Genomic DNA, 21,729 nt, shown 5'->3' with positions numbered 1-21,729 from the left:
TTGCGCCGAACAGCCCATTTACCGGGCTTTTCCGATGCAAGATGGTGGGATGGATGGAATGATCGAGATTGTCCATTGTTCCGGGACAGAATCTTTCAAATCGCTGACAGAAGAGTTCAGCATCGCGACATCGCCATCCGCGTAGAGATGCGGCATGAAGGGAACAGATGGTTCCCGCACGAGGAATCGGAACGATGCTGAGGAAATGGATGCTGGCCGGCCTGATGGGTGCGACGCTGCTGGGCGGCGTGGCACCGGCTTATGCCCAGCGTGGCGACAATGGCGGTGGTCCGCGCGGTGAGCGTGGCGCAGGCAATCCCGGAAACCGGGGCGGCGACATGCGCGGCGCGCAGGGCAGCACGCGCTGGCAAGGCAACAATGATCGCGGAGGTGATCGCAGCGGACGCCGGCAAATGGCAGCCCCCGCGCAGCGCTGGCAGGGTGGCCCCGAACGGGTCAGCCGGCCGGACCAGCGGCCCGATCAGCGCGCTGATCGCCCCAATGGCAATTGGCAGCGCCCCGGCAATCCGAACCCCGGCATGCAGCCGACCGATCGTCGCGACCGCCCGGATGGGCGCGGTGATGGACGCCGGCCCGACGCCCGCCCGGATTCCCGACCCGATTGGAACCGGCAGGTCTGGGACCGCGATCGCAACGGTCGTGATTGGAACGACCGCAATCGTGACGGTCGCCCCGATGATCGGCGCTGGAGCGACAATGATCGGCGCGGCGATCGCCCCGGCTATCCCGGCAACTGGAACAATGGTGGCCGTCGCTATGACGATCGCACCCGTTGGGCCGACCAGCGCCGCTGGGACAATGGCTGGCGCCAGGACCGGCGCTATGACTGGTATGGCTATCGCAGCCGCTATGGCGACCGTTACCGCATGGGCCGCTATTATGCGCCGTCGGGCTGGAATTATGGCTATCGCAGCTTCTCGATCGGCGTGTTCCTGTCGGGTCCGCTCTATGGCAGCAATTACTGGCTGAACGATCCCTATTATTACCGCCTGCCGCCCGCCTACGGCACGATGCGCTGGATCCGCTATTATGACGACGCGCTGCTGGTCGATATCCGCGATGGCTATGTCGTCGATGTGATCCGCAACTTCTTCTGGTGACAGCCTCCTGAACTGGCCTTCAGGACACTGGGCCCGGTGCGACACCGCACCGGGCCCTTTTTCATTGCGCGGCGCCGGCCGGAAATGGCAGGGAGGCGGCATGAACGAGATAGTGGATGATGGCGGCATCGCGTCGCCGGCCCGCGCCGCGATCGGCGATCGGGTGCGCGAGAAGCTGAACCGCAACCCGCTGGTCAGCCGTATCGACAGCCCCCATCTGGAAATCTATGGGCGGCAGGATTTCCTTGGCGCCGAAGAATGCGCGGTGATGCGCGCGATCATCGACGCCGGCGCCCAGCCATCGACTTTGTTCACCGGGCGGGAAAATGCCGATTATCGCACCAGCCACAGCTGCAACCTCGACCGGGAAGACCCGCTGGTCCATGCGATCAGCGCCCGCATCTGTGCGATGACCGGGCTGGAGCCTGACCATGGCGAGACGTTGCAGGGGCAGCGTTACACCCAGGGCCAGGAATATAAGGTCCATTGCGACTATTTCCCGGTCAATGCCAGCTATTGGCCCGAGATGCGCAAGACCGGTGGCCAGCGTAACTGGACGGCGATGATCTATCTATCGCCGGTCGAGGGCGGGGGCGAGACCCATTTTCCGCGCTGCGAATTCATGGTGCCGCCGATCGAGGGGATGATCCTGATCTGGAACAACCTGAAGCCCGACGGCGCGCCCAACCCCTATAGCCTGCACGCCGCCCGGCCAGTGGCTCAGGGCACCAAATATGTCGTCACCAAATGGTTTCGCGAACGCCCCTGGGTTCGCTGACCCAGAAGGTCGCGCGCCATTACACTTTGCGACATAAATGACTGGTTCCTGACAGTGCCGTTCCCGGACGGTTCAGCGAATCCACTCCATATTCAACATGTTGGTAAGGGAACCTGCCCCGCTTGAAGCGGTTGGAAGCGTCCCCGAGCCTCCAGATTGATGGGAGTAGAAATATGCGCAAGATCATCATCCTTGGCCTTCTTGCGGCCACCGTCGTCCCCAGCGTCGCTTCTGCCCAATCCTATGGCGAAGCCCGCCGCAGCGAGCAGCGGCTGCGCGAAGACCAGCGCGACCTGCGCGCGGCCCAGCGCTATGGCGATCGCCGCGATGTCCGCGAAGCCCGTCGCGATGTTCGCGACTCCCGCCAGGAAGCGCGCGAAGACTGGCAGGATTATCGCCGCAGCCACCGCGACGTCTATCGCGCCGGCAACTGGAATGCACCCTTCCGCTATTCGCGCTGGAATGCCGGCGCCCAGCTTCGCCCGGCCTATTATAGCTCGCGCTATTATATCGCCGATCCCTATCGCTATCGCCTGCCCCGTCCGGCCGTCAATCAGCGTTGGGTCCGCCACTATAATGACGTGATGCTGGTGAATGTGCGCACCGGCCGGGTCATGACCGTCCATCGCGGCTTCTTCTGGTAAGCCGGACGACGAAACAGAAAAGGCCCCGGACAGCGATGTCCGGGGCCTTTCTTTACCCCCTTGGCCGCGCCCCCCGTTTCCGGGCGGGCGCGGCCGATGCCGTGCCAGGCACGCCATCAGTCCGAAAGGGGGGTGGACCGTTCGCGAAACGCCCTGCGCGCGCGATGGTTCCCCCGCTTCTTTCCGATCAGGCGGCCAGCGCCTGCGCAATCAGCTTGCGGCTGTTGTCGATGCCATAGAGCGCGATGAAGCTGCCCATGCGGGGTCCCTGATCGGCGCCCAGCAGCGTCTGGTATAGCGCCTTGAACCAGTCGCGCAGTTCGGCGAAGCCGAAAGCCTCATCCTTGCCAATGGCATAGACGATATTCTGGATATCCTCCGCGCTGGCATCGGCCGGCAAGGCGGCCAGTTCTTCGTCCAGCTTGCGCAGTGCGGCGGCTTCGTTCGCATGCGGCGCGCGGCGCTGGAGCGTCGGCGCGACGAAATCGCGATGATAGGCAAGCGCATGGCCGATCAGCGCGTCCAGTTCGGGATAGGTTTCCGCGCTGGCGCCGGGCACATAATTCTGCAGATAGCTCCACACCTGCTCCCGGCTGGCATCGCCCATCACGCCGACGAGATTGAGCAGCAGGCCGAAAGTCACCGGCAGCTCACCCTGCGGCAGCTTGCCATCATGGATATGATGGACCGGATTGCCCAGCTGCTGCTCGATCGCCTGCTTGGGATAATTACCGCGAAACTGCCAATATTCGTCAACCGCGCGCGGGATCACGCCCATGTGCAGTTGCTTGGCCTTCTTGGGCTCGCGATAGGCGTAGAAGGCCAGGCTTTCCTGCGGGCCATAGGTCAGCCATTGTTCGAGGCTGAGGCCATTGCCCTTGGACTTGGAGATTTTCTCGCCCTTTTCGTCGAGGAACATCTCGTAGTTGAAGCCCTCGGGTGGGCGGCCGCCGAGCGCGCGACAGATCTTCGACGACTGGGTGACCGAGTCGATCAGATCCTTGCCCGCCATTTCATAGTCGACGCCCAGCGCATACCAGCGCATCGCCCAATCGACCTTCCATTGCAGCTTCGCGCCGCCGCCCAGGATCGACTGTTCGATCGTCTCGCCCCCAGGAACGGAAGTGTCCACGAAACGGACGATACCGGCTTCGGCATCGACCACCTCGACCGGCACTTGCAGCACGATGCCGCTCTTCGGGCTGATCGGCAGCACCGGCGAATAGGTGGCCTGCCGTTCCTTGCGCAGGGTCGGCAGCATGATGTCCATGATCGCCTGATAGCGGCGCAGCACCTGGCGCAGCGCTTCGTCGAAGGCGCCGGCCTGATAGCGTTCGGTCGCCGAGACGAATTCATACTCAAAGCCGAAGCTGTCGAGAAAGTCGCGCAGCATCGCATTATTGTGATGCGCGAAGCTTTCATATTTCTCGAACGGATCGGGCACCTGCGTCAGCGGCTTGCCCAGATAGTCGGCCAGCATCGCCTGGTTCGGCACATTGTCCGGCACCTTGCGGAAACCGTCCAGATCGTCGCTGAACGCCACCAGCCGGGTCGGGATATCCGACAGCGCGTGGAAGGCGTTGCGGACCATGGTGGTGCGCAGCACTTCGTTGAAGGTGCCGATATGCGGCAGGCCCGACGGGCCATAACCGGTCTCGAACAGGATATGGCCTTTCTCCGGCGCGCCATTGGGGTAACGCTTGAGAAGCTTGCGCGCCTCCTCATAGGGCCAGGCCTTGGACGCGTTCGCGGCGGTGCGGAGAATGTCGGATATGGTCATGATGCCAAAGCCCCTACCGCCGCGAAGGGCGAAAGGGAACGGCTTTTGGAGGCAAAAACGCGTTAAACCGGGCTTCATATTTAGATTTTGTTCACCCTGTTCCTCCATGGTCTGGTCATATGGAGGCTCCCATGCAGACACCCCGCAGCCGCGAACGGATTCCCGTCGACATCGCGATCACCATCACGACCGTGCTCGACAGCCTGGAAGGGACGATCGTCGATCTGAGCGCGGGCGGCGCGCAGGTCGTCGGCTGTTCGCTGCCGACCGGAAGCCAGTGTCAGCTGGATATTGATGGCTATAGCGTGTTCGGCACGGTGCGCTGGTCGGAAGAGGACCGGATGGGCATCCGTTTCCCCTATATCCTGACCGAAGGGCCGCTGTTCGAACAGCTGGAAATGGCACGCCTGGCCCGCCGCGCGCCGGTGGCGTTCCAGCCCCGACCGGCTGCGCCCGCCTTCGTCTATTCCGGTCCCATGGGTTTTGGCCGCCGAACCAGTTGATCGGCGCATTTCGGTTTCCCTTTTGTTCGCCTTGCCCTAAGCCGGGCGGGTGATCGATCCTGCTGCCCTGCCCGCCCTCCATGCCAGCCATGGCGGCATCTGGCTGCGCGAAGGCAGCCGCACCATGGGCGTCGCCAAGGGGCAGGCCATTGCCCGCACCGCCGAGACGCCGACGCTGCTGCTCAATGCACCGCTAACCGGCCAGCGGCTGGGCTATCCCGATCTCAACGGCCTCGACCTGCTGGAACTCTGGGCCTTCGTCCATCCCGCCCGCTTCCTGGTGCCCACGCCCAAGGGGCTGGCCGAGGCACTGGACCTGCCGCAACCGGGACAGGAAGGCGATATCCCGGCCCTGCTGCAGATGGCGGCGCGCGCCCTGCTCGACCGGCTCGATTCCCCGGAATGGAAAGAAAGAGAAGGCGGCTGGACCGCAGCGCAGGCGCTGCACCGGCTGCGCTGGCCCTGGTCGCCGCTGGTCGCGCCGCGCATCAGCCGCCCGGCGGAGGCCGAACGCTGGCTCTTTTCCAAGCTGCCCGAATGGGAGGAAGCCGCACCCCGCCCTGCCCCGCGCACCGTGGCGATGGAGGAGGATGAAGTGCTGGCGCGGCTCGACAGCCTGACCGGACCGGGCGCCGAACCCCGTCCCGGCCAGCGCGCCTATGCCGCCGCCGCAATGGAGGCCTTTCGCCCGCGCACGCATCGCGACCAGCCCAACATGGTGCTGGCGGAAGCCGGCACCGGCATCGGCAAGACGCTGGGCTATCTCGCCCCCGCCTCGCTCTGGGCCGCACAGGCACAGGGCACGGTGTGGATATCCACCTATACCAAGGCGCTGCAACGCCAGCTCGACCGGGAATCGTTGCGCCTCTTCCCCGATCCGGCGACCGCCGCGCGACGCGTGGTGGTGCGCAAGGGGCGGGAAAATTATCTCTGCCTGCTCAATCTGGAAGATGCATTGCAGGGCGGTTTTGCCGGCCGTGCTGCCATATTGGCGCAACTGGTCGCGCGCTGGGCCGCCTTTTCCAAGGATGGCGACATGGTGGGCGGCGACCTGCCCGGCTGGCTGCCCATCCTGTTCCGGCGCAACGGCTCCACCGCGCTGACCGACCGGCGCGGCGAGTGCATCTATGCCGGCTGCCCCCATTATCGGAAATGCTTCATCGAACGGTCGGCGCGGGCATCGGCCGAGGCGGACATCGTCATCGCCAATCATGCGCTGGTGATGATCAACGCCGCGCGCGGCCGCGAGACCGGCCAGCGCCCGCAGCGCATCGTCTTCGACGAGGGCCATCACCTGTTCGACGCCGCCGATTCGACCTTCTCGGTTGCGCTGTCGGGGCAGGAGGCGATCGAACTGCGCCGCTGGGTGATGGGACCGGAAGGCGGATCGCGCGGCCGCCGCCGGGGCCTGGCCGCGCGCCTGTCCGACCTTGCCAGCTATGACGAGGAAGGGGGCGAGGCGATCCGCACCGCGGTGGAAGCTGCACGCGCTTTACCGGCCGACGACTGGCTGAAGCGGATCGTGGCGGGCGAGCCTTTCGGTCCGCTGGAGGAATTGCTCGCCACGGTGCGCGGCACCGTTTTCGCGCGCGCCGCCGACAGCGGCGAGGCGGATGCCGGCTATGGGCTGGAAACCGAACTGGCCGAACCCGATGGACCGCTGGTTGAGGCGGCACAGGAAGCGGCGATCGCGCTCGATGCGCTGCTGAAGCCGCTTGTCCGCCTGTCCAAGCGGCTGGAAGCGGTGCTGGAGGATGCCCCCGATTGGCTCGACGGCGCGGCGCGGGCGCGGATCGAAGGGGCGATCGGATCGCTCGGCTGGCGCCGCGACCTGATCAGCGCCTGGCTGGCGCTGCTGGCGCGGATCGGCGGCCCGGCCGACCCCGATTTCGTCGACTGGATGACCGTCGACCGGGTGGAAGGGCGCGAATATGATATCGGTCTGCACCGCCACTGGCTCGACCCGACCCGGCCGCTGGCCGAGGCAGTGCTGCAACCCGCGCAGGGGGTGATCGTCACTTCCGCCACGCTGAAGGGCGGCGGCGACTGGTCCAATGCCGAGGCGCGCAGCGGCGTCACCCATTTGCCGCACAGCGCCGAGCGGTTCGAGGCGGCCAGCCCGTTCGACTATCCCGGTCGGGCCGAAGTGCTGATCGTCACCGACATCAAGCGCGGCGACATCGCCGCCATGTCGGGCGCCTATGCCCGGCTGATCGAGGCATCGGGTGGCGGCACGCTGGGCCTGTTCACCGCGATCCGGCGGTTGCGGGCCGTACATGCGCGCATCGCCGACCGGCTCGCCCGCGCCGGCCTGCCGCTCTATGCGCAACATGTCGATCCGATGGATACCGGCACATTGGTCGATATCTTCCGCGACGATCCGCGTGCATCGCTGCTGGGCACCGATGCGCTGCGCGATGGCGTCGATGTGCCCGGCCATTCGCTGCGGCTGGTGGTGATGGAGGGCGTGCCCTGGTCCAAGCCGACCGTGCTGCATGCCGCCCGGCGCCTGGCGGGGGGTGGCAGCGCCTATGACGACCGGCTGATCCGGGCGCGGCTGGCGCAGGCGTTCGGCCGGCTGATCCGCCGCGCCGAGGACAAGGGCAGTTTCGTGATCCTGTCCGCCGCCATGCCGAGCCGACTGCTGAGCGCCTTCCCGCCCGGCACGCCGATCCGCCGGCTGACGCTGGACGAGGCGATCATCGCCGTCAGCGCAAAGATGCAGGGGCGGGACATGCAGGACGCTGGTCTTGGCGACCGAACAACGTTAGGGCATCAGGGAAGCGAACCCGGCATGCGGTGACCCGACAGGGCGCAGCGCCTTTGTTTTCTGCGTTTTTGCGAGTCGGCAGGAAATATTCCGCCGCGACAAGGCGCGAGGAGCTGGAGCGAGAATGAAGCGGTTGACCCTGTTGCGCCATGCCAAGTCCGATTGGGACGATCCGGTCGCGCGGGATTTCGACCGGCCGCTCAACCGCCGGGGGGAAAAGGCCGCGCTGCTGATGGGCCAGTTCGCCGCGCGGAAGGATATGCGGTTCGACCTGCTGGTCGCATCCCCCGCTGCCCGCGTCGTGCAGACGCTCGACACCTTCTTCACCGGTTATGGCGAAACGCTGGACGCGCGCTGGGACCGGCGCATCTATCTGGCCTCTGCCCCGACCCTGATCGACGTGCTGCGCGATTTGCCGGACGAGGCGGACAGCGTGCTGATGGCAGGGCATAATCCCGGTTTCGAGGAACTGATCCTGAGCCTGGTCCCCGATGATGGCGCCAATCCGCAGCGCGAGGATGTGGAGATCAAATTTCCGACCGCCAGCATTGCGGTGATGGATCTCGCCATCGACCAGTGGGACGCGACGACGGACAAGTGCGGCACATTGCTGAGCTTCACCCGCCCCCGCGACCTGGACCCGGCCCTGGGTCCGGGATCGCGCTGAGCTTGACCACGCCGATTCACTGGCGGCCGGCTGTCGCCTCCGATGCCGCCGCATTGTCGATATTGGGCGGCGCCACCTTCCTGGCCAGCTTTGCCCATGACCATCCCGGCGAGGCGCTGGTCGCCCATATCCGCAAGGCGCATGGCGAGGACTATTATCGTGCAGCCCTCGCCGATCCGGCCCAGACGATCCTGATCGGCGAGACGCCGCTAGGCGCGCCGGTCGGCTATGCGCTGATCACCCCGCCCGACCTGCCGGTGCCGACCGACGATCGGGCGGATGTCGAACTCAAGCGCATCTATCTGCTGAATGGGTGGCAGGGTGGCGGCAATGGCGATGCGCTGATGGCGCTGGTGCTGGCGGAGGCCCGGCGACGCGGCGCGCGCCGGCTGCTCCTGGCCGTCTATCCACAGAATGATCGGGCGCGGCGCTTCTATGCCCGGCATGACTTTGTCGAGATCGGCGAACTGACCTTCATGGTCGGGGACGTGCCGTTCCGCGACCTTGTCTATGCCCGGACGCTCTGATCGCGATCAGCGACCCAAGGCGCGCGCCAGATCGGCCCGGATGGCTTCGAGCCGGGCGATCAGGTCCGGTTCCGGCGTCGCGGCGGGCAGCGGATCCACCGCTATATCGTCCGTGCCATCGGCCAGCGCCTTCTGCGCGCCCTTGACCGTGAAGCCCTCGACATTGAGCAACTGGTTGATGCGCCGTGCCAGCGCCACATCGGCAGGACGATAGTAGCGCCGGTTGCCCGATCGCTGGAGCGGACGCAATTGCGGAAAGCGGGTTTCCCAATAGCGCAAAATATGTTGGGCAAGACCCAGCTCTGTTGCCAGTTCGCTGATGGTCAGAAATGCGCCCTCGGCCTTTTCCATGGGCGCAATGTTGCACCCATAGTCCCGTAAAGGTCAACTACGGTAAATATACGCCAATATTACAAAAGCTGACCGAATTGCCTCAGGTCGAGGCAACGCGGTCCCGCATCGTCTGGCTCGCGCGGAATGTGAGCACCCGGCGCGGCTCAATCGGCACCTCGATCCCGGTCTTCGGGTTGCGCCCCATGCGCTCATTCTTGTCGCGCAGGACGAAGGTACCGAAACTCGAAATTTTCACATTTTCGCCGCGCTCCAGCGCAGTCGACATATGTTCCAGGATCGATTCGACCAGTGCCGCCGCTTCCGCGCGGGACAAGCCAATGTGACGATTGACGCTCTCCGCCAGATCAGCGCGGGTCAGTGTGCCAGTGCCGGTCATCGCAAATCCCCAATGTGCCCCCCTGCATCATCTGCCAGGGCAAATGATTGCGACACAAATGTGATGCATGTTGGGTGATTCGGCAAGCAGGTCAGATACGTAGGGGCGATCGTTTCGCCGCCGTATCAGACCCGCAGGACGCAGGCGCCCCAAGTGAAGCCGCCGCCCATCGCTTCCAGCACGATCAGATCGCCGGCCTTGATCCGGCCATCGCGGGTCGCGGCGTCCAGTGCCAGCGGCACCGAGGCGGCCGAGGTGTTGGCATGCTGGTCGACGGTGACGACGACCTTGTCCGGGGACAGCTTGAGCTTGCGCGCGGTCGCGTCGAGAATCCGGGCATTGGCCTGGTGCGGCACCAGCCAGTCGATGTCGGCGGGCGTCATCTCCGCCATCGCCATCACTTCCTTGAGCACGGTGGCGAGATTCACCACCGCATGGCGGAACACTTCCTGCCCCTTCATGCGGACCTTGCCCACGGTCTGGGTGGTCGAAGGACCGCCATCGACGTAGAGAAGCTGGTTGTGGCGGCCATCGGCATGAAGTTTGGCGGCGAGGATGCCACGCTGGCCTTCCGCGCTTTCCTCCGCGCCGAGCACGACGGCGCCGGCACCATCGCCGAACAGCACGCAGGTCGCGCGGTCTTCCCAATCGAGAATACGGCTGAAGGTTTCCGCGCCGATCACCAGCGCGCGCTGCGCCGCGCCCGAGCGGATCATCGAATCGGCGACCGTCATCGCATAGAGGAAGCCCGAGCAGACGGCGGCGACGTCGAAGGCGACGCAGTCATCAATGCCGAGGGCGGCCTGCACCAGCGTGGCGCTGGCGGGGAAGGTCTGGTCCGGGGTCGCGGTCGCCAGGATGATGAGGTCGATATCCTGCGCGGCAAGGCCGGCGGCCTCCAGCGCGCGCTTCGCGGCGTTGGTCGCCAGCGTGGTCGTGGTCTCACCCTCGCCGGCGATATAGCGGGTGCGGATGCCGGTCCGCTCGACGATCCATTCGTCGCTGGTGTCGACGGTCTGCGCCAGTTCCGCATTGGTGACGACGCGTGCGGGCAGGGCCGAGCCCGTGCCCAGGAGAACGGATCGACGCATCACTTGACGGGCAGCTCCAATTTGGACGCGACGGCGGACAGATCCTGCACCCCGGCCATATCGGCGGCGATGCGTCGCGTGATATCCTCTTCCAGTAGGCGGGCGGCGACATGCACCGCATTGGCCACGCCCTTGGCATCGGCGCTGCCATGGCTTTTCACCACGACCCCGTTGAGGCCAAGGAAGACGGCGCCATTATGATTGTTGGGATCGAGATGATGCTTGAGCAGGTGCATCGCCGGCTTCGAGATCAGGAAGCCGATCTTGGACCGCAGCGAGCTGGAGAAGGCGCGGCGCAGCAGGTCGGCGACGAAGCGGGCAGTACCCTCGGCCGTCTTGAGCGCGACATTGCCCGAAAAGCCGTCGCACACGATCACGTCGGTTTCGCCGCGGCCGATCTTGTCGCCTTCGGTAAAGCCGTCGAACGAGAATGGCAGGGTATCGGCTGCGCGCAGCACGGCGGCGGCGTCACGGATCTCGTCCGTGCCCTTGAGCTCTTCGGTGCCGATGTTGAGCAGGCGCACGCGCGGCCGCTCCAGATCGAGGGCGATGCGGGCATAGGCCGCACCCATCACCGCGAACTGGACGAGGTTGCGCGCATCGCACTCGGTATTGGCACCAAGGTCGAGCATGACGACATCATTATCGCCAAGGGTGGGCAGCATCGCTGCCAGCGCAGGCCGATCAACGCCGGGCATGGTACGCAGCGCCAGCTTCGCCATCGCCATGAGCGCACCGGTATTGCCGGCGGAAACCGCCGCACCGGCATCACCCGACTTCACGGCGTTGATCGCCATGCTCATCGAGCTGCTCTTCTTGCGAATCGCGACGCTGGGCTTGTCCGTGCCCTCGACGATCGTGTCGGAATGCACGACTTCCGACGCCGCCCGCAAATTGGGGTGGTTGTCGAGAGCCGCCTTGATCCGGGTCTCGTCGCCGAAAAGGGTGAAGCGGAGTCCTTCGTGCCGGCGACGGGCAAGCGCAACGCCTGCCATCATCACCCGCACGCCTTCATCCCCGCCCATCGCGTCAATTGCGATTCGCGGTTGGCTGGACACTGAGATCACCCCTTTGCGGAGATCGAAAAAGTCTTACGCCCCGACGGCGATGACTTCGCGGCCGTTATAATGGCCGCACGCGTCGCACAGATTGTGGGGACGCTTCAGTTCACCGCAGTTCGAGCATTCCTGGAATGCTTCGACGCGCAGCGAATCGTGGCTGCGACGCATGCCACGCTTGGACGGGGAAGTTTTCCTTTTGGGGACAGCCATGTCGGCACCTGTTTCCGTAATTAAATCTGGTTATGCGACTGGCCGGTTTCCAAATGAGACGCCGACGGCACGGGTGCCGCAGACCATGCGGCCCGGGTGATCGCGAAGCCCTGCGCCTATAGCCGTTTTTGCAGATGGTGCAAGTCCTTCCTTGCCCGCCGGCCCGCCGCGCCTATGGTGGCGGCCCGTCGAATAGGGGGATGCCCATGTTGTTGCCGATCACGCTTACACTGGCTGCGGCCTGTGCGCTCATCAATTTCTGGCTGGCGGTGCGCTGCGCGCGAATCCGCGTGGGCGCGAAGCTTTTGCACGGCGACTCGGGGAACATGTTGCTGGCGCGGCGGATGCGGGCGCACGCCAATTTCATCGAATATACGCCGATCGTGCTGCTTCTCTTCGGCCTGATCGAAATGGCGATCGGCGCGCCGCTGTGGCTGTGGATCGGGGCGATGATCTATGCGCTGGCGCGAATCGCCCATGGCTTTGGCATGGACGCCGACAAGCCGACGGTGTGGCGCGCGGGCGGCGCGCTGCTCACCTGGATCGTGATGCTCGGCCTGGCGGTCGCGGCGCTCTATGTCGCCTATGGCGCGACTCGCGCCGTGCCTGCCCCGCCGGCGATGGCACGCGTTTAACCGAGAACGGAGTCGGCCACATAGGGATTGGTCCGCCGTTCATAGGCGAAATTGCTCATCTCGCCATGGCCGGGGACGAAGGCGGTCTGGCCGCCGAGCGGCCAGAGCTTGCCGGTGATCGCGTCGATCAAGTCCTGATGGTTTCCGCGCGGGAAGTCGGTGCGGCCGATCGAGCCCTTGAACAGCACGTCGCCCACGATCGCGAGCTGGCTCGGCGCATGGTGGAAGACGACATGGCCCGGCGTGTGGCCGGGGCAATGATAGACGTCGAAGGTCAGATTGCCGACCGTCACCTGGTCGCCATCGACCAGCCAGCGATCCGGCTCGAAACTCTCACCCGGAATGCCCCAGCGTTCGCCATCCTGCGGCAGCCGGTCGATCCAGAAGCGATCCTCCTCATGCGGCCCCTCGATCGGGACGTCGAGGTCGCGGGCCAGTACGCCGGCCTGGCCGCAATGGTCGATATGGCCATGGGTGACGAGAATCTTCTCGATCGTGACGCCATGCTGCGCCGCCGCCTGCTTCAGCACCGGCAGGTCGCCGCCCGGATCGACAAAGGCGCCGCGCATCGTTTCCGTACACCAGAAGAGGGTGCAGTTCTGCTGCAGCGGGGTGACGGGGATCAGGGCGGCTTTGAGCGGCGGCGTGGTCATGCTGCCGATGTGGCGGAGCGACGGGGCGAGCGCAAGGGCGTCCGCACGCCTGCGCCTTCGGCGCCCTACCCCAACCCTTCGGCCGCGAAGGGTTCGGCGAGGCTGATGCTGTCGAGCACCTTGGCGGTTTCGTCGCGCACGCGCAGCATCACCCGGTGCAGGCGACATTCGCTTTCGGGCAGGCAGTTGGTGCAGCTTTCATGGGCGAAGCGGCTGGCACAAGGGGTGAGCGCGAGCGAGCCGCGAGTCAGGCGGACGATGTCGCCATAGCTGATGTCGACCGGCGCCAAGGCCAGCCAATAGCCGCCGTCGCGCCCCCGTTGGGTCGCCACCAGCCCTTCGCGCGACAATTCGGACAGGATCACCGTCAGGAATTTCGCCGGGATATTCTGGCGCGTCGCAATCTCGTTGAGGGGCACGGGCCCCTGGCGATAGCGGTCGGCAAGATGCTGGAGCGCGCGGATGGCGTAACGGGTCTTCTGGGACAGCATGGTCTGTTCGTTATTCGCCTGCGGCCCGGCTTTGGCAAGTCGAGCCGCAGGGTAGAGAAGGGAAAATCCGCTTTAATTTATGCGATGTTGCCGATCAGGGCTGCGCGTTGCTCAGAGCGTCGCGCGCCTGCCTGGGGAAATCGCTGAAAATGCCGTCGACGCCCGTCGATGCGATCGCCTGGACATAGCCGGCAAAATCGCCCCGGCCCTGCGGATCGTCCGGTCGCTTATACTGGTCGGGCAGGAAGCTGTTTTCCATCCGTAGCGTCCAGATATGGACCTGAAGCCCGGCATCATGGGCACGGCCAACCAGCGCGGTCGCCCCATCGGGTGCCAGCACCATGGCGGCGGACGGGCCGAGGCCTGTGGCATAGCCGGCAATCGCCTCCAGCCCGGAGACGCTCATCATGTCGGCATAGGTCGTGCCAGGTTCGTCAGCGGGGCCGCCTTCGGCATCGACGAGCTGGATGAGGCGCAGCCGGGTCGCTTCATGCAGGGCCTTCAGATTGCCGACCTCGAACGACTGGATGAAGACCGGATCGTCGGCATTGGTGTAGCCATATTTGCCGAGCAGATCGAGCAGCGCCTGCTGGTGCGGCAGGCCGATGCCGGCGAAATAGCTGGGATGCTTGGTTTCGGGATAGAGGCCGATGCGACGATGCTGCTCCGCTTCCTTAGCGCGGACCAGCTTCAATATCTCCTCGAAGGTCGGGATGAGATAGAGATCGTTGAAGCGGACATTGGCCGGGCGCAGATCGGGCAGACGTTCCCGCGCCCGCAAAGTGCGCAGTTCGCCGAGGGTGAAATCCTCGGTGAACCAGCCGGTCATTTCGATGCCGTCGATCGTCTTCGTGGTCTTGCGATCGGCAAATTCGGGATGGTCGGCGACGTCGGTAGTGCCGCCAATCTCGTTCTCATGCCGGGCGACCAGCACGCCATCCCTGGTCAGGACCAGATCGGGCTCGATATAGTCGGCGCCCTGGTCGATCGCCCGCTCATAGCTGGCGAGCGTATGTTCGGGCCGCTCGCCGCTGGCACCGCGATGCGCGATGATCAGCGGGTCGGCGGCCCGGACGGCGGAAAGGGGGAGCAGGCCCATCATCAGCAATGCCCCGATGCCCAGCAGCCCCCGTCCGATCACGCCATCACGCCTTTCAGCGCGTTTTCATAGGTCGTCGCCTTGAAACCGACGACCGTACCCTTGCCGGTGTCGAGGATCGGGCGCTTGATCATCGAGGGGTTGGTGATCATCAACAGGATCGCCTTGTCCGCGTCGATATGCGCCTTGTCCCCCGCGTCGAGCGCCTTGAAGGTGGTGCCGGAGCGGTTGAGGATGGTTTCCCAACCATGTTCCATCACCCATTCCTCCAGCTTTTCCTTGTCGACGCCGGCGACCTTATAGTCGTGGAAATTATAGGCGACGCGCTCATTGTCCAGCCAGTTACGGGCCTTCTTGATCGTGTCGCAATTCTTGATGCCGTACATGGTAATCATGATGGTTGGTCCCAGATTTTCTTTACAAGGGCGTTACCCTTTGAAGGCGGTGACTTCGATTTCGATCTTCATCTCCGGCTTGATGAGGCCAGCGACGACGCAGCTGGCGGCCGGGCGGATCTCGCCAAAGATGGGCGCGGTGGCCTTGCCCAGATCGTCCCAATAGGCAGGGTCGGTGATATAATAGGTGACGCGCACGACATCGGCAAAGGAGAAGCCGGCGTCTTCGAGCGCCTTGCCGATCACCTTGAGCGCGTTGACGCCCTGATCGACCACGCTGTCGGGCATGATCTTGGTTTCGGGATCGGTGCCGGTGGTGCCGGCGACGAAGCACCAGTCGCCCTGGACGACGGCGCGCGAATAGCCGACCTGCGCCTCGAAGGGCGAGCCGGAGGAAATGAGCTGGCGGGACATGGAGGGATTCCTGTTGCGATGCGAAAAGGATCGGGGCGAAAAGGATCGCGACGGCCTTTGCCCCCTTGGTTCCGCGCTGTCCAGTGCGTTTCCGGGCGCGCTTGCACGGAACGGGAAAATGGGGTGATCGTTGGAGGGGGACATGCCCCTGCAAGGAGACGCGCCATGACGATGTCCGACAATCGCCCCTTCCCCGACGAGAGTGAGGAGAATAGCGAACAGGCCGATGCCGGCACCCAGGCGAACGACGTCGCCGACGATGCGCTGGGCCGGACCAGCGACCTGAGCGAAGAGAGCGAGCATGGCGGGCGGCCCAACCCGGCACAGATCATCCCCGACGATGTCCCCGACCTGGTCGACAAGATGAACGAGATGGACCGGTCCGGCTGGATCGACGAGGGCGCGTTCGACGGCGAGCCGCGGATGGACGACGAGAATGATGGCGAGGAGGACGAAATCCTCAACGAGGATGACGACTAGCCGCTAGGCGGGGTGCGCCTGTGCCGGCGCGAGGCCGAAATTGATCATGCCGCGCGCCATATGGCCGAGCGCTTCCGCCATGGCGTCGGCGATGTCGGTGTCGAGATCCTCCTGCAGGGCGATGGCGCAGGCGGCCGCCGTCGCCCATTGATCGGCCAGTTGCGGCGTGATCGGGAAAGCGCGGTGCAGCGACATGATGCAGGTGCCGCGCTGAAACCAGTCGCGCGGGCCGCCCAGCCAGCCGCACAGGAAACGGGTGAGGCCGTGGCGCACCACGGAGAGGTCGGCGGCATGAATGGCGCGCAACTCGACATAGGCCGGGTCGCTTTCCAGCAGATCATAGAAGCGGTTCGCGATGGCGCGGACGACCGGTTCGCCGCCGATGCGGACATAGGGGCTGGACGGCGCGGCGGCGTTCATGCGGTAATCTCCATGGGCTGAGGCCGACGCACCCTGCGCATCCCCTGCGCTTGCCACATTGATCCCGATCAAACGCCGGTTCGCCCCGAAATGGCGACAAGCCGGATCAGATTTAACCCTCTGTTTTTCCTGAACCTGCTAGGGGCGCGCCATGTCCAGACGCCCCGACCGATTCACCCCCGACCGCATCGACACACTCTGGCGCCGGGAGGCGGCGCGTGCCGGACAGGCGCGCCTTCGTCGCCCCGCGCCCCAGCGCAGCGGCTTTAGCGGCAAGACACTGGGATTGGTGCTGGCGCTGGGGATGATGATCGGCTGGCAGGCGCCCGACTGGTGGGCGCGGCTGGCGCCCGAGATCGCGATGCCGACGGCGTCGACCGGCACCGCGCCGTCGAGCGCCAGCGCCGACCAGCTGTCGGCCGATTTCGGCTATTGCCATAGCGGCGGCGGGGCCAATTGCGTCGTCGATGGCGACACTTTCTGGTTCCGCGGCGAGAAATATCGGATCGCCGACATCGACACGCCCGAAACCCATGGACCGCGCTGCCCGGAGGAAGGCGCGCTGGGCGCGCGGGCGACCAGCCGGTTGCAGCAATTGATGAACGCCGGCCCCTTCTCGCTGGAGATCGAAGGGCGGGCGACCGACAAATATGGCCGAGCCCTGCGGATCGTGACGCGCGACGGCCAGTCGATCGGCCAGCAACTGGTGGACGAAGGGCTGGCCCGGACCTGGGACGGACGTCGCCACCCCTGGTGCTGAAAAAAGGGGGCGCCTTCGCCCCCTTTCCCGATCAGCGGCAGCTGAGGTTGCCGCGGTCGATCTCGCGGCCGAGCAGCGCGCCGGCGCCGCCGCCGATCAATATGCCGGCCGTGTTGGAATAGCCGCGATCGAGCTGGCCGCCGATCAGCGCGCCGATCGCGCCGCCGATGATGAGGCCCGTGGTGCCGTCCGAACGGCGGCAATAATAGCGGTCGTCATAGCCGCGATAGATGCGCATGCTGCGGTCGACCCGGATCGGCGCATAGCCGCCGCGATAATAGCGGTCGGGGCGATAGCGGCCGCCATAGCGCGGATCGGGCCGGTTCCAGTCATAAGCATAGACCGGCGGTCCGGGCCGGCGATAATTGCCACGGGGCGGCGGCGGGCGATGGTTGCCGGGACGGCCATATTGGGGCGGACGACCATTGCCGGGACGGCCCGGCTGGGGCGGGCGGCCTGCCCCCGGCCGCCCATGCTGGGGCGGACGGTGGGCACCAGGGCGCGACGGCGGTCGCTGGGCATGATTGCCGCCATGGCTGGGCGGCCGATGCGCGTTGGAACCGCCGGGACGGCCATGCTGGCTGCCGCCGGGGCGATGATCGTTCGGCCGATGCTGGGCAGCAGCTGGCAGGGTGGAAATGGCCATCGCCCCAAGGGCGAGCGTGGCGATCATGGCCTTCAGGGCATTGGGCATCGCATCGGTCCTCCACTTTCCGCATCGACGGGATGCGGGTCAGAACAGTTTGCCGGGAACAATGTTGCATGATCGAAACAGAATGACGAGACCAAGCGCAGCACCCCTCCCCCGAAATAGGAAATGCTGCGCTTAACTTCGCATATTTCCCGCACATTCCGACATTTAATTTCCAACACTTGTCATTTTGGAACAAGTGAGCGTCAAAGGCAGGCCCGACGCCGGACGGCAATATAGGCCGGCGGGAAGGAATAGGACAGCGCGCCCGCGACGCCCGCCCCGTGCCTTTCAGAGCGCGTTGGCGATGATGGCGCGCTGGCTGTTGTCGAGGCCGTCCAGCGCTGCGGTCGCGGCCTGATCCACGCCGGCCTGATCACCGCCATCGCTGCCCACGAACTGGATCGCGCTCAGCAGCACCAATATCGCCCAGAGCAGCGCCATCCAGCGGCTGGTGAAGAGGGAGCGGAGTCGGACGCCGAACATGGCGGCCGGTCTGGCATGGCGGCGGTTAAGGAAGCGTCACGCCCGCCGCGCCGATCAGCCCGGCGCCGGCGGGAAGGCCGGGGTGCGGGACGGCAAGCCGGATGGCGGGCTGGTCAGCAGCAGCCGGTCGAGCTGCGCATAGCCCAGGCAGCGATGGCAATAGGCAAAGTCGAAGGCCGTGTTGAGGATCCAGGCCTGGGTCGCGACATCCCAGGCCGCCCAGGCTTCGCGCGTAACCTGATCGCTGCCGCAGACATTGCAGACGAAGACGTAGAATGGCGGAGATGAGGGATCGTCGGGGCTGGTCATGACCGGACCATAGCCCAGGGCATCGCCATTCCGGCGCGAGACTGGTCCGTTATGGACGCGATGCGGGAGGCTCCAGAGGCGCACAAAAAACGTATGGCCCGCCCCGTTTGCAAGTAGGATTTTACGGTGTTCTGATCAGTCTGCGTCAACGTATGCGGTCTCACGGGAGCATCCCGTGGCCAAGATGGACATCCGCACGTCTGGAGCCACAATAAGGGAACCGGCAACAGGTGCCATTTTTTTGCCCGGGCTTTCCAGACGCCGATCGACTGTCAGGCCATCTTCACGATCCTTCCTGCAAACATCGTTGGGCTACGCGCGCAGAAGCACGCAGCCGATCCGTTATGCCGCTGCTGGATAGCCGCGTTCGAAGCTCACTTCTTTGCGAAGGGCTGCCCAAGCGATCCGCGCCAGTTTATTAGCCAATGCGACGACGATTGCGTTGCGATGAACTCCTCGCTCGATCATTCCTGTCAACCAACGTCCCAGCGGGGTTTCGCTGCGCGCCAGTGACGGTAATGCTGCCCGGGCGCCATGGATGAGCAAAGTGCGCAAATAGGTGTTGCCACGCTTGGAGATGCCGAGCAGCCGGGGCTTGCCGCCGGTAGTATGTTGCCTGGGTACCAAGCCGAGCCAAGCACCCAAGTCTCGCGCTTTGGCAAAGCTGCTGGCATCGCCCACGGCTGCAATCAAAGCGGTTGCGTTCAACGTGCCGATGCCGGGGATGGACGTGAGCCGCCGGGCAGCTGCATCATTGCGAGCCAGTTCGACAAACTCGCCGTTCAGTGCCTCGACCTTGGTATCAAGTTCGTGCCATTCGGCGCGCAGTTCACCCACCAGTTGCTTCAAGCGTGGTGATAGGGCCGTATCTTCGGCGGCCAGCATGGCATCAATGCCCAACTCCAGCTTGCGCCGGCCGGCCGGAAAAATGGTCCCCCGCTCCAGGAGGATCGCCCGCAGTTGGTTGATAAGGTTTGTGCGCTCGGCTACCAGGCGGGACCTGACGCGGTGGAGGGTCTGGATGTCCAACTGCTCCTGAGTCTTGAGTTCGACGAAGCGCATAGTCGGGCGCGAGGCGGCCTCGGCAATCCCCTCCGCATCACGATCATCATTCTTCTGCGCTTTGACATACGGGCGTACGTACTCCGGCGACATCAATCTGATTTCGTGCCCCTGCGCGGCGAAAAGGCGACCAAGGTTGTGGGCACCACAGCACGCCTCCATTGCAATCACGCAAGCCGGAAGCTTGGTCACGTAATCGATAAGTGTCTGTCGGCGCATCGACTTACGCACGATGACAGCGCCTGCTGCATCAACGCCTACGACACTGCAGGCATTCTTGCCCAAATCAACGCCAAGGATAACAATAGACATCGGTCCGCTCCTTTCCTTTTCAAGCACCGGCATCATACCTGATGCCGGGGAAAAGGGGCGGGCCATCCCATAAGGGGAGGCGCTCCCCGCGCCTCCCCTCCCCTCGAACAGGTCGAAAGCCCTTTGCAAGCTGCCGTGATGCTGGCTGATCAGCAGCCTTAAACGCGTCAGCGCCGCGCGGGCTTGATCAAGGCGCGACGCGCATGGCGCGTCGCGCTGTGATCTTATTCCGCCGCGATGCCGGCGGCCTTGAACATGTCCGGATCGCTTTCGTCGACATTGGCCGCTTCGGCGCCCTTGAGCTTCTTGCGGCGGTCGAACGCGTCCCAGACGTCGTTCCACTGGCCGCGGGTCGCGCCCTTCGAATATTCGGTCGCGCGGGTTTCGAAGAAATTGGCATGCTCCACGCCGTTGAGCAGCGGGGTCAGCCAGGGCAGCGGATGCTCGTCGATCATGTAGATGGGCTTGAGGCCCAACTGGCCCAGGCGCCAGTCGGCGATGTAGCGGACATATTTCTTGATGTCCTTGGGCGTCATGCCGGGAACCGGGCCCATTTCGAAGACGAGGTCGACGAACGCGTCCTCGATCCGGACGGTCTTCTGGCACATGTCCATGATGTCGTCCTTGACCGACGCGGTCAGGCAGTCGCGTTCCTTCACGAAGCTGTGGAACAGCTTGATGATGCCCTCGCAATGCAGGGTTTCGTCGCGGACCGACCAGGTGACGATCTGGCCCATGCCCTTCATCTTGTTGAAGCGCGGGAAGTTCATCAGCATCGCGAAGGAGGCGAAGAGCTGGAGGCCTTCGGTGAAGCCGCCGAACATCGCCAGCGTCTTGGCGATATCCTCGTCCGTGTCGACGCCGAACTGGGCGAGATAATCATGCTTGTCCTTCATCTCCTTATATTGGAGGAAGGCGGAATATTCGCTTTCGGGCATGCCGATCGTGTCGAGCAGGTGCGAGTAGGCGGCGATATGGACCGTTTCCATGTTGCTGAACGCGGTCAGCATCATCTTGATCTCGGTCGGCTTGAACACGCGGCCATACTTCTCGTGGTAGCAATCCTGCACTTCCACGTCGGCCTGGGTGAAGAAGCGGAAAATCTGGGTCAGCAGGTTGCGCTCATGATCGCTGAGCTTCTGCGCCCAGTCACGGCAATCCTCGCCCAGAGGCACTTCCTCGGGCAGCCAGTGGAGCTGCTGCTGGCGCTTCCAAAATTCATAGGCCCAGGGATATTCGAAGGGCTTGTAGACCTTGGAGGCTTGAAGAAGGGGCATCGGGTTTACTCCGAGAAGAATATGTAAATATTGAATATCAAAATCAGCGAGAAGCTGACGATACCAGCTATTCTAAGCTGGCTTGCATGACGTGGCTGGCCAATCTTGCGAACGAAATCATCGGTTGTTGCGGTTACCGGCGCAGGTGCAGCCGGATGACGCAATTCATATGACAGAATAACGATCTGACTGAGCGACAGAGTGATCCAGAACAACGCACGCCACTGCGGCGTATCCACCCAATAGCTGTAGATTCCGACGCCAATCCCGATCGAGATTAGCGCAAGAAGAGCGATCCTCAGCCCCAAAGGCTTGGTCGCCGTCATGCGATCGTCTCCGTCCCGTCCTTCCGGGCGATGCAAC

28 protein-coding genes are annotated in these 21,729 nt (G+C 64.5%); 10 read left to right on the top strand and 18 right to left on the bottom strand.

Going from position 1 to position 21,729, the window contains the following annotated elements; translation table 11 throughout:
* The first annotated feature begins 194 nt into the window (after positions 1-194).
* The 3 genes from HH800_RS23820 (at position 195) to HH800_RS23810 (ending at position 2,543) form a co-directional block, all read left to right on the top strand.
* Entirely contained in the window at positions 195-1,121 is a 927-nt protein-coding gene (locus HH800_RS23820; protein WP_235681955.1) for an RcnB family protein, read from the top strand.
* Between the two features lie 100 nt (positions 1,122-1,221).
* On the top strand, positions 1,222-1,899 hold the full coding sequence (locus HH800_RS23815) for a 2OG-Fe(II) oxygenase (protein WP_037518624.1): 678 nt from the start codon (positions 1,222-1,224) through the stop codon (positions 1,897-1,899).
* A gap of 173 nt (positions 1,900-2,072) precedes the next feature.
* Positions 2,073-2,543, top strand: coding sequence for an RcnB family protein (locus HH800_RS23810; RefSeq protein ID WP_037518627.1), 471 nt, complete (start codon positions 2,073-2,075; stop codon positions 2,541-2,543).
* Positions 2,544-2,730: 187 nt separating this feature from the next.
* On the opposite strand, the gene HH800_RS23805 is transcribed toward HH800_RS23810, so the two are convergent.
* A complete protein-coding gene (locus tag HH800_RS23805) occupies positions 2,731-4,323 on the bottom strand; it encodes a lysine--tRNA ligase (RefSeq protein ID WP_169862821.1) in 1,593 nt (530 codons plus the stop codon).
* A 131-nt stretch (positions 4,324-4,454) separates the two neighbouring features.
* On the opposite strand from HH800_RS23805, the gene HH800_RS23800 reads away from it, so the two are divergent.
* The 4 genes from HH800_RS23800 (at position 4,455) to HH800_RS23785 (ending at position 8,790) form a co-directional block, all read left to right on the top strand.
* Positions 4,455-4,826 (top strand): PilZ domain-containing protein, encoded by a 372-nt coding sequence (locus HH800_RS23800; protein WP_010336853.1) that lies wholly within the window; start codon positions 4,455-4,457, stop codon positions 4,824-4,826.
* A gap of 49 nt (positions 4,827-4,875) precedes the next feature.
* Positions 4,876-7,629, top strand: a complete 2,754-nt coding sequence (locus HH800_RS23795; protein WP_169862819.1) for an ATP-dependent DNA helicase — start codon at positions 4,876-4,878, stop codon at positions 7,627-7,629.
* A gap of 91 nt (positions 7,630-7,720) precedes the next feature.
* On the top strand, positions 7,721-8,263 hold the full coding sequence (locus HH800_RS23790; RefSeq protein WP_169862817.1) for a SixA phosphatase family protein: 543 nt from the start codon (positions 7,721-7,723) through the stop codon (positions 8,261-8,263).
* Positions 8,264-8,265: 2 nt separating this feature from the next.
* Positions 8,266-8,790 carry a GNAT family N-acetyltransferase gene (locus HH800_RS23785; RefSeq protein ID WP_169862815.1) on the top strand — a complete coding sequence of 175 codons (525 nt, stop codon included), beginning with the start codon at positions 8,266-8,268 and terminating at the stop codon, positions 8,788-8,790.
* A gap of 6 nt (positions 8,791-8,796) precedes the next feature.
* On the opposite strand, the gene HH800_RS23780 is transcribed toward HH800_RS23785, so the two are convergent.
* The 5 genes from HH800_RS23780 to rpmF form a co-directional block, all read right to left on the bottom strand.
* The gene (locus HH800_RS23780) at positions 8,797-9,141 is read right to left on the bottom strand and encodes a MerR family transcriptional regulator (protein ID WP_010336848.1); all 345 of its coding nucleotides are present in this window, start codon (positions 9,139-9,141) and stop codon (positions 8,797-8,799) included.
* Between the two features lie 82 nt (positions 9,142-9,223).
* The gene (gene ihfA, locus HH800_RS23775; RefSeq protein WP_004209953.1) at positions 9,224-9,520 is read right to left on the bottom strand and encodes an integration host factor subunit alpha; all 297 of its coding nucleotides are present in this window, start codon (positions 9,518-9,520) and stop codon (positions 9,224-9,226) included.
* 125 nt (positions 9,521-9,645) lie between these two features.
* Complete coding sequence (locus HH800_RS23770; protein WP_328805820.1) at positions 9,646-10,614, bottom strand: beta-ketoacyl-ACP synthase III; 969 nt, start codon at positions 10,612-10,614, stop codon at positions 9,646-9,648.
* Complete coding sequence (plsX, locus tag HH800_RS23765; protein ID WP_010336845.1) at positions 10,611-11,636, bottom strand: phosphate acyltransferase PlsX; 1,026 nt, start codon at positions 11,634-11,636, stop codon at positions 10,611-10,613. The genes HH800_RS23770 and plsX overlap by 4 nt, the downstream gene beginning before the upstream one ends.
* 66 nt (positions 11,637-11,702) lie before the next feature.
* Entirely contained in the window at positions 11,703-11,882 is a 180-nt protein-coding gene (gene rpmF / locus HH800_RS23760; RefSeq protein WP_004209950.1) for a 50S ribosomal protein L32, read from the bottom strand.
* 206 nt (positions 11,883-12,088) lie between these two features.
* Between rpmF and HH800_RS23755 the strand changes: the two genes are divergently transcribed.
* Positions 12,089-12,517, top strand: coding sequence for an MAPEG family protein (locus tag HH800_RS23755; RefSeq protein WP_169862812.1), 429 nt, complete (start codon positions 12,089-12,091; stop codon positions 12,515-12,517).
* Here the strand turns inward: HH800_RS23755 and HH800_RS23750 are convergent.
* The 5 genes from HH800_RS23750 to HH800_RS23730 all read right to left on the bottom strand — a co-directional run bounded on the left by HH800_RS23750 (position 12,514) and on the right by HH800_RS23730 (position 15,569).
* Positions 12,514-13,170 (bottom strand): MBL fold metallo-hydrolase, encoded by a 657-nt coding sequence (locus HH800_RS23750; RefSeq protein WP_169862810.1) that lies wholly within the window; start codon positions 13,168-13,170, stop codon positions 12,514-12,516. The two genes, HH800_RS23755 and HH800_RS23750, sit on opposite strands and share 4 nt — an antisense overlap.
* 65 nt (positions 13,171-13,235) lie before the next feature.
* Complete coding sequence (locus HH800_RS23745) at positions 13,236-13,661, bottom strand: RrF2 family transcriptional regulator (RefSeq protein ID WP_004209947.1); 426 nt, start codon at positions 13,659-13,661, stop codon at positions 13,236-13,238.
* A gap of 94 nt (positions 13,662-13,755) precedes the next feature.
* Complete coding sequence (locus HH800_RS23740; RefSeq protein ID WP_004209946.1) at positions 13,756-14,802, bottom strand: glycerophosphodiester phosphodiesterase; 1,047 nt, start codon at positions 14,800-14,802, stop codon at positions 13,756-13,758.
* Complete coding sequence (locus tag HH800_RS23735; protein WP_004209945.1) at positions 14,799-15,155, bottom strand: ArsC family reductase; 357 nt, start codon at positions 15,153-15,155, stop codon at positions 14,799-14,801. Before HH800_RS23735 ends, HH800_RS23740 begins: the two co-directional genes overlap by 4 nt.
* A gap of 33 nt (positions 15,156-15,188) precedes the next feature.
* The gene (locus HH800_RS23730; RefSeq protein WP_007711207.1) at positions 15,189-15,569 is read right to left on the bottom strand and encodes a RidA family protein; all 381 of its coding nucleotides are present in this window, start codon (positions 15,567-15,569) and stop codon (positions 15,189-15,191) included.
* Between the two features lie 165 nt (positions 15,570-15,734).
* Here HH800_RS23730 and HH800_RS23725 point away from each other — a divergent pair, with 165 nt between their 5' ends.
* A complete protein-coding gene (locus HH800_RS23725) occupies positions 15,735-16,049 on the top strand; it encodes a hypothetical protein (protein WP_169862808.1) in 315 nt (104 codons plus the stop codon).
* A 3-nt stretch (positions 16,050-16,052) separates the two neighbouring features.
* Here the strand turns inward: HH800_RS23725 and HH800_RS23720 are convergent, their stop codons facing one another.
* Positions 16,053-16,469 carry a globin gene (locus HH800_RS23720; protein WP_169862806.1) on the bottom strand — a complete coding sequence of 139 codons (417 nt, stop codon included), beginning with the start codon at positions 16,467-16,469 and terminating at the stop codon, positions 16,053-16,055.
* A 151-nt stretch (positions 16,470-16,620) separates the two neighbouring features.
* Between HH800_RS23720 and HH800_RS23715 the strand changes: the two genes are divergently transcribed.
* The gene (locus HH800_RS23715; RefSeq protein WP_169862804.1) at positions 16,621-17,229 is read left to right on the top strand and encodes a thermonuclease family protein; all 609 of its coding nucleotides are present in this window, start codon (positions 16,621-16,623) and stop codon (positions 17,227-17,229) included.
* Positions 17,230-17,260: 31 nt separating this feature from the next.
* Here the strand turns inward: HH800_RS23715 and HH800_RS23710 are convergent, their stop codons facing one another.
* From HH800_RS23710 to HH800_RS23685, 6 genes are all read right to left on the bottom strand, one after another.
* Positions 17,261-17,923 (bottom strand): glycine zipper 2TM domain-containing protein, encoded by a 663-nt coding sequence (locus tag HH800_RS23710; protein WP_169862802.1) that lies wholly within the window; start codon positions 17,921-17,923, stop codon positions 17,261-17,263.
* A 288-nt stretch (positions 17,924-18,211) separates the two neighbouring features.
* Complete coding sequence (locus HH800_RS23705) at positions 18,212-18,406, bottom strand: hypothetical protein (protein ID WP_169862800.1); 195 nt, start codon at positions 18,404-18,406, stop codon at positions 18,212-18,214.
* 54 nt (positions 18,407-18,460) lie between these two features.
* Positions 18,461-18,715, bottom strand: a complete 255-nt coding sequence (locus HH800_RS23700) for a hypothetical protein (protein ID WP_125988067.1) — start codon at positions 18,713-18,715, stop codon at positions 18,461-18,463.
* Between the two features lie 342 nt (positions 18,716-19,057).
* Positions 19,058-20,089 carry an IS110 family transposase gene (locus HH800_RS23695; RefSeq protein ID WP_020818605.1) on the bottom strand — a complete coding sequence of 344 codons (1,032 nt, stop codon included), beginning with the start codon at positions 20,087-20,089 and terminating at the stop codon, positions 19,058-19,060.
* A gap of 224 nt (positions 20,090-20,313) precedes the next feature.
* Complete coding sequence (locus HH800_RS23690; RefSeq protein ID WP_004209931.1) at positions 20,314-21,366, bottom strand: ribonucleotide-diphosphate reductase subunit beta; 1,053 nt, start codon at positions 21,364-21,366, stop codon at positions 20,314-20,316.
* 5 nt (positions 21,367-21,371) lie between these two features.
* Positions 21,372-21,692, bottom strand: a complete 321-nt coding sequence (locus HH800_RS23685; RefSeq protein ID WP_037507310.1) for a hypothetical protein — start codon at positions 21,690-21,692, stop codon at positions 21,372-21,374.
* Between the last annotated feature and the right edge of the window lie 37 nt (positions 21,693-21,729).

Source organism: Sphingobium yanoikuyae (genome assembly GCF_013001025.1).
Classification (GTDB): domain Bacteria; phylum Pseudomonadota; class Alphaproteobacteria; order Sphingomonadales; family Sphingomonadaceae; genus Sphingobium; species Sphingobium yanoikuyae_A.
This window is presented reverse-complemented; position numbering and strand designations above follow the sequence as displayed.

Bases quoted from the DNA above. Each gene is read 5' to 3' on its own strand.
- HH800_RS23790 (WP_169862817.1), top strand. From the start codon at position 7,721: ATGAAGCGGTTGACCCTGTTGCGCCATGCCAAGTCCGATTGGGACGAT.
- HH800_RS23735 (WP_004209945.1), bottom strand. From the start codon at position 15,155: ATGATTACCATGTACGGCATCAAGAATTGCGACACGATCAAGAAGGCC.
- HH800_RS23750 (WP_169862810.1), bottom strand. From the start codon at position 13,170: ATGACCACGCCGCCGCTCAAAGCCGCCCTGATCCCCGTCACCCCGCTG.
- rpmF (WP_004209950.1), bottom strand. From the start codon at position 11,882: ATGGCTGTCCCCAAAAGGAAAACTTCCCCGTCCAAGCGTGGCATGCGT.
- HH800_RS23715 (WP_169862804.1), top strand. From the start codon at position 16,621: ATGTCCAGACGCCCCGACCGATTCACCCCCGACCGCATCGACACACTC.
- HH800_RS23685 (WP_037507310.1), bottom strand. From the start codon at position 21,692: ATGACGGCGACCAAGCCTTTGGGGCTGAGGATCGCTCTTCTTGCGCTA.
- HH800_RS23745 (WP_004209947.1), bottom strand. From the start codon at position 13,661: ATGCTGTCCCAGAAGACCCGTTACGCCATCCGCGCGCTCCAGCATCTT.
- HH800_RS23730 (WP_007711207.1), bottom strand. From the start codon at position 15,569: ATGTCCCGCCAGCTCATTTCCTCCGGCTCGCCCTTCGAGGCGCAGGTC.
- HH800_RS23695 (WP_020818605.1), bottom strand. From the start codon at position 20,089: ATGTCTATTGTTATCCTTGGCGTTGATTTGGGCAAGAATGCCTGCAGT.
- HH800_RS23815 (WP_037518624.1), top strand. From the start codon at position 1,222: ATGAACGAGATAGTGGATGATGGCGGCATCGCGTCGCCGGCCCGCGCC.
- ihfA (WP_004209953.1), bottom strand. From the start codon at position 9,520: ATGACCGGCACTGGCACACTGACCCGCGCTGATCTGGCGGAGAGCGTC.
- HH800_RS23705 (WP_169862800.1), bottom strand. From the start codon at position 18,406: ATGTTCGGCGTCCGACTCCGCTCCCTCTTCACCAGCCGCTGGATGGCG.
- HH800_RS23690 (WP_004209931.1), bottom strand. From the start codon at position 21,366: ATGCCCCTTCTTCAAGCCTCCAAGGTCTACAAGCCCTTCGAATATCCC.
- HH800_RS23720 (WP_169862806.1), bottom strand. From the start codon at position 16,469: ATGAACGCCGCCGCGCCGTCCAGCCCCTATGTCCGCATCGGCGGCGAA.
- HH800_RS23780 (WP_010336848.1), bottom strand. From the start codon at position 9,141: ATGGAAAAGGCCGAGGGCGCATTTCTGACCATCAGCGAACTGGCAACA.
- HH800_RS23810 (WP_037518627.1), top strand. From the start codon at position 2,073: ATGCGCAAGATCATCATCCTTGGCCTTCTTGCGGCCACCGTCGTCCCC.
- plsX (WP_010336845.1), bottom strand. From the start codon at position 11,636: ATGGGCGGGGATGAAGGCGTGCGGGTGATGATGGCAGGCGTTGCGCTT.
- HH800_RS23725 (WP_169862808.1), top strand. From the start codon at position 15,735: ATGACGATGTCCGACAATCGCCCCTTCCCCGACGAGAGTGAGGAGAAT.
- HH800_RS23820 (WP_235681955.1), top strand. From the start codon at position 195: ATGCTGAGGAAATGGATGCTGGCCGGCCTGATGGGTGCGACGCTGCTG.
- HH800_RS23710 (WP_169862802.1), bottom strand. From the start codon at position 17,923: ATGCCCAATGCCCTGAAGGCCATGATCGCCACGCTCGCCCTTGGGGCG.
- HH800_RS23805 (WP_169862821.1), bottom strand. From the start codon at position 4,323: ATGACCATATCCGACATTCTCCGCACCGCCGCGAACGCGTCCAAGGCC.
- HH800_RS23755 (WP_169862812.1), top strand. From the start codon at position 12,089: ATGTTGTTGCCGATCACGCTTACACTGGCTGCGGCCTGTGCGCTCATC.
- HH800_RS23700 (WP_125988067.1), bottom strand. From the start codon at position 18,715: ATGACCAGCCCCGACGATCCCTCATCTCCGCCATTCTACGTCTTCGTC.
- HH800_RS23800 (WP_010336853.1), top strand. From the start codon at position 4,455: ATGCAGACACCCCGCAGCCGCGAACGGATTCCCGTCGACATCGCGATC.